The organism is Arthrobacter mobilis (assembly GCF_012395835.1).
Classification (GTDB): Bacteria; Actinomycetota; Actinomycetes; order Actinomycetales; family Micrococcaceae; genus Crystallibacter; species Crystallibacter mobilis.
Genome location: NZ_JAAZSQ010000046.1, coordinates 1 through 4,462 on the forward strand (window position 1 = coordinate 1; position 4,462 = coordinate 4,462).

At 71.5% G+C, this 4,462-nt stretch carries 3 protein-coding genes; all 3 read left to right on the plus strand.

Annotated elements, in window-relative coordinates; genetic code table 11:
• Window positions 1–332: 332 nt before the first annotated feature.
• The 3 genes from xylB to HGG74_RS20700 all read left to right on the plus strand — a co-directional run bounded on the left by xylB (window position 333) and on the right by HGG74_RS20700 (window position 4,342).
• Entirely contained in the window at window positions 333–1,733 is a 1,401-nt protein-coding gene (xylB, locus tag HGG74_RS20690) for a xylulokinase (protein ID WP_168489422.1), read from the plus strand.
• Between the two features lie 49 nt (window positions 1,734–1,782).
• Entirely contained in the window at window positions 1,783–2,472 is a 690-nt protein-coding gene (locus HGG74_RS20695) for an HAD-IA family hydrolase (RefSeq protein ID WP_312856929.1), read from the plus strand.
• 184 nt (window positions 2,473–2,656) lie between these two features.
• Complete coding sequence (locus tag HGG74_RS20700; RefSeq protein ID WP_168489424.1) at window positions 2,657–4,342, plus strand: formate--tetrahydrofolate ligase; 1,686 nt, start codon at window positions 2,657–2,659, stop codon at window positions 4,340–4,342.
• The last annotated feature ends 120 nt before the right edge of the window (window positions 4,343–4,462 follow it).

Genomic DNA, 4,462 nt, shown 5'->3' on the forward strand with positions numbered 1-4,462 from the left:
TGGCACCGCCTGCTCGGGGACACCGGACGCGCCGTGTCCCTGGAACACTACGGCGCCTCCGCCGACTACAAAACCCTCTTCCGCGAATTCGGCCTCACCACCGAAGCCGTCGTCGAAGCAGCCCGCGAATCCCTCGCGGCCGCCGGGAGCTGACGGGCCGCCGGCGCCCGGGACCGGGCGCCGGCGGCGGTCTGCCGGACGTCGCATAAGATGACTGTCCGGGCGGCCAGGACGGCCCGCCATCCCGGCGGCGCGCCCGTCCGGATCCGACGGTGGCGGCGGGGCCGAAGCTGTGGCTGCCCTCCGGCCGAGAAACTGATAGGAGAGAGCCCATGGCCTCTGGCACCATTGTCGCGGGGATCGACTCGTCCACCCAGAGCTGCAAGATTGTCCGGGTCGATGCCGAAACCGGGCAGATCCTGAGCACCTCCTCGGCTCCGCACCCGGACAGCACCGCCGTCCATCCGGACCGCTGGTGGGAGGCTTTCCAGGCGGCCGGGGGAGCGGAGCTGGGGGATGTCGAAGCGCTCTCCGTCAGTGCCCAGCAGCACGGCATGGTTGCCCTGGGTGCGGACGATGCCCCGGTCTTCGACGCCCTGCTCTGGAACGATGTCCGCAGCGCCCCGCAGGCGCAGCGGTTGCGCGATGAACTCGGGGCAGAGGTCTGGGCGGAGGAGATCGGGATCGTTCCGGTCCCCTCCTTCACCATCACCAAGCTGGCCTGGCTGGCCGAGAACCATCCTGATCTTGCGGACCGGGTCCGCAAGGTGATGCTGCCCCACGACTGGCTGACCTGGCAGGTCCTCGGGCGCCGGAACTACCCGACCACCGACCGCAGCGATGCCTCCGGCACCGGATACTACTCCGTGACCGACGAGGCCTACCGGCACGACCTGGTGGAATGGGCCTTCGGCAGGTCCCCCGAGCTTCCCACCGTCATCGGGCCCGCAGCCTCGGCCGGCACCACACCGGGGGGAACGCTGGTGGGGGCAGGATGCGGCGACAATGCCGGGGCTGCCCTGGGCCTGTCGCTCCGGCCCGGCGAAGTGGCGGTATCGATCGGCACGAGCGGAACGGTCTTCACCTCCACCGATACCAAGATCGCCGATCCGTCGGGAGCCATTGCCGGCTTCGCGGACGCGACCGGAAAGCAGCTGCCCCTGCTGGCCACCATCAACGGTGCCCGCGTCCTGGGCTCCACGGCGGAGCTGCTGGGCGTTGACCTGCAGAAGTTCGATGCCCTGGCCGCGGCAGGCCCGGCCGACGCCGGCGGGCTGACGCTGGTGCCGTACCTGGACGGGGAACGGACGCCGAACCTGCCCCTGGCCACCGGCAGCCTCATCGGGCTGACCCGCGCGGCCATGACCCCCGAAAACATGGCCCGCGCCTCCGTCCTGGGCCTGCTCTGCCTGCTGGCCGATGCCTTGGACAAGCTGCGGGCCCGGGACATTGCCGCGGACCGGATTGTCCTGGTTGGCGGCGGATCCCGCTCGCGCTCGCTCCAGGCGGCCGCGGCGGACATCTTCCAGGCCGAAGTCGTCATACCCCGGCCCGGTGAATACGTCGCCCTCGGTGCGGCACGCCAGGCGGCCTGGGCACTGTCCGGGGCCGGCGCCCCGCCGGCCTGGGAGCGCCGGGTGGAACGGACCATCAGTCCGTCGGGCGCGGCCGACTGGGCGGCCGCCGTCCGCGGCAGGTTCAGCGAGGCGCGCCAGCGGCTGTACGGCCTGTGAATGCTGCAGGGCCGCCACGGCTGGCAACAGTAACAACCCAAGGAGAAATGTGGACCGGATAGATTCAGGCACGGAGCGCCCGGCGCTGGCAGGCCTAGGCCAGCGCGTATTCGAGGCGGTGCTGTTCGACATGGACGGCACGCTCATCGACTCCACCGGCGCCGTCGAACGCGGGTGGGCCCGGTGGGCCCGGGAGCTGGGGTTCGGCGACACCTACCGGCACACCGACCACGGCAAGCCGGCCCGGGACATCGTCGCGTCGATGGTCGCCCCGGACCAGGTGGAGGAATGCCTGGCCAGGGTGATCGACATCGAGACCCAGGAAACGGACGGCATCCGGGCCCTCGAGGGCGCCGCCGACCTGCTCGCCTCGGTTCCGCCGGCCCGGTGCGCCATCGTCACCTCCTGCACCAGCGGCCTGGCCCAGGTTCGCCTACGGGCGGCCGGGCTGGCGGCTCCGCCCGTGCTGGTCAGTTTCGACGACATCGAGAACGGCAAGCCCCACCCGGAAGGGTACCTGCTGGCCGCCCGCCGGCTCGGCGTTTCCCCCGAACGCTGCCTGGTGGTCGAGGATACTCCTGCCGGGCTGGCCGCCGGCCGGGCCGCCGGCTGCGCAACACTCGCGGTGGCCGGAACGTTTCCCGCGGCCGAACTCGACGCCGACGCCGTGCTGGAGGGCCTGGGCGGACTCAAGGCCGTGGAAACGGACGGCGGGCTGCGCCTGGAGGCCGCCTCCTGAAGGCCGGAACGTGCGGCCCGGCCGGCCCGGTGGCGGGCGCCTCCTGGCGCAGGCCCCGGACGGCCCGCGCAGTCTGCCCGGCTGCTGGTGGTCACAACCCGGCCGGCGGCTGGTAGCTTGGCCCTAGATGGCGCCGCGGCCCGGCCATCCGGGCCGCGGCCGCAGCCGACGGAGGAGGACAACGATGTCTAACGCACCGCTGACGGACCTGGAGATCGCCCGCCGCGCCACCTTGAGGCCCATCGCCGAGATCGCGCAGGCCGCAGGCATTCCCGCGGACGCGCTGGACTTCTACGGCCGCTACAAGGCCAAGATCGACCCGGCCGCACTCGGTGCGGAACATGCCGAACCGCGCGGCAAGGTGGTCCTGGTCAGCGCGATGTCCCCGACGCCGGCGGGGGAGGGCAAGTCCACCGTCACGGTGGGCCTGGGCGATTCCCTGGCCCGGGCCGGCCACAAGGTGGTGATCGCGCTGCGCGAGCCCTCGCTCGGCCCGATCCTGGGGATGAAGGGCGGGGCTACCGGGGGCGGCTACTCCCAGGTGCTGCCGATGGACGAGATCAACCTGCACTTCACCGGGGACTTCCACGCGATCACCGCGGCGAACAACGCCCTGATGGCGCTGGTGGACAACCACATCTACCAGGGCAACGAGCTGGGCATCGACCCGCGCCGGATCACCTTCAAGCGTGTGGTGGACATGAACGACCGCGCCCTGCGGCAGATCGTGCTGGGCCTTGGCGGCCCGGCCCAGGGTGTGCCGCGCGAGGCCGGGTTCGACATTACCGTCGCCTCCGAGATCATGGCGGTGTTCTGCCTGGCCACCGACCTGCAGGATCTGAAGCGGCGGATCGCCAGGATCACCTTCGGCTACACTTACGACCGCCGGCCGGTCACCGTCGGCCAGCTCGGCGTCGAGGGCGCCCTGGCCATGCTGCTCAAGGACGCCATCCGGCCCAACCTCGTCCAGACCATCGCCGGCACGCCCGCGCTGGTCCACGGCGGCCCGTTCGCCAATATCGCCCACGGCTGCAACTCGGTCATCGCCACCCAGACGGCCCGCCGGCTGGCGGACCTCGTGGTCACCGAGGCGGGCTTCGGCTCGGACCTGGGGGCGGAGAAGTTCATGGACATCAAGGCGCGCTCGGCAGGGTTCGCGCCCTCGGCCATCGTGGTGGTGGCCACCATCAGGGCGCTGAAGATGCACGGCGGGGTGCCCAAGGACCGGCTCGCCGAGCCGAACCTGGCCGCGCTGCAGGAAGGCGCGGCCAACCTGGAGCGGCACGTGCGCAACGCCGCCAAGTTCGGGCTGACCCCGGTGGTGGCGGTGAACCGGTTCGCCACCGACAGCCCGCAGGAACTGGACTGGGTGCTGCAGTGGTGCGCCGGCCAGGGGGTCGAGGCAGCGGTGGCCGACGTCTGGGCCGGCGGCGGGGGAGGGCCCGGCGGGGACGAGCTGGCCGCCAAGGTGGCCGCCGTCGTCGACCGGCCCCAGCAGTTCGCCCCGCTCTACGACCTGGACCTGGCCGTGGAGAAGAAGATCGAGACCATCGCCCAGCAGATCTACGGCGCCGACCATGTGGAGTTCTCGGCCCACGCGCGCAGGCAGCTGGCCGACATCGAGGCTAACGGCCTGAACCGGCTGCCGGTCTGCATGGCCAAGACGCAGTACTCGTTCACCGACGACGCCTCCGTCCTGGGCGCCCCCAGCGGGTTCACCATCCGGGTGCGGGAACTGATCCCCAAGACCGGTGCCGGCTTCATCGTGGCCCTGACCGGGGCGGTGATGACCATGCCCGGGCTGCCGAAGGAGCCGGCGGCGCTGCGGATGGACGTGGACGACGACGGCGGCATCACCGGCCTGTTCTGACCCTGGCCGGCCTCCCCGCCCCGCCCGTGCGCCCCTTCCCCCGTTTTCGCCCCGAAATGGGAATCTGCTCCATGTCTGGCCCTCTGTGTCAGCCTGACGTGTGACAGTTTTGTTGCCGTC

Bases quoted from the DNA above. Each gene is read 5' to 3' on its own strand.
- xylB (WP_168489422.1), top strand. From the start codon at position 333: ATGGCCTCTGGCACCATTGTCGCGGGGATCGACTCGTCCACCCAGAGC.
- HGG74_RS20700 (WP_168489424.1), top strand. From the start codon at position 2,657: ATGTCTAACGCACCGCTGACGGACCTGGAGATCGCCCGCCGCGCCACC.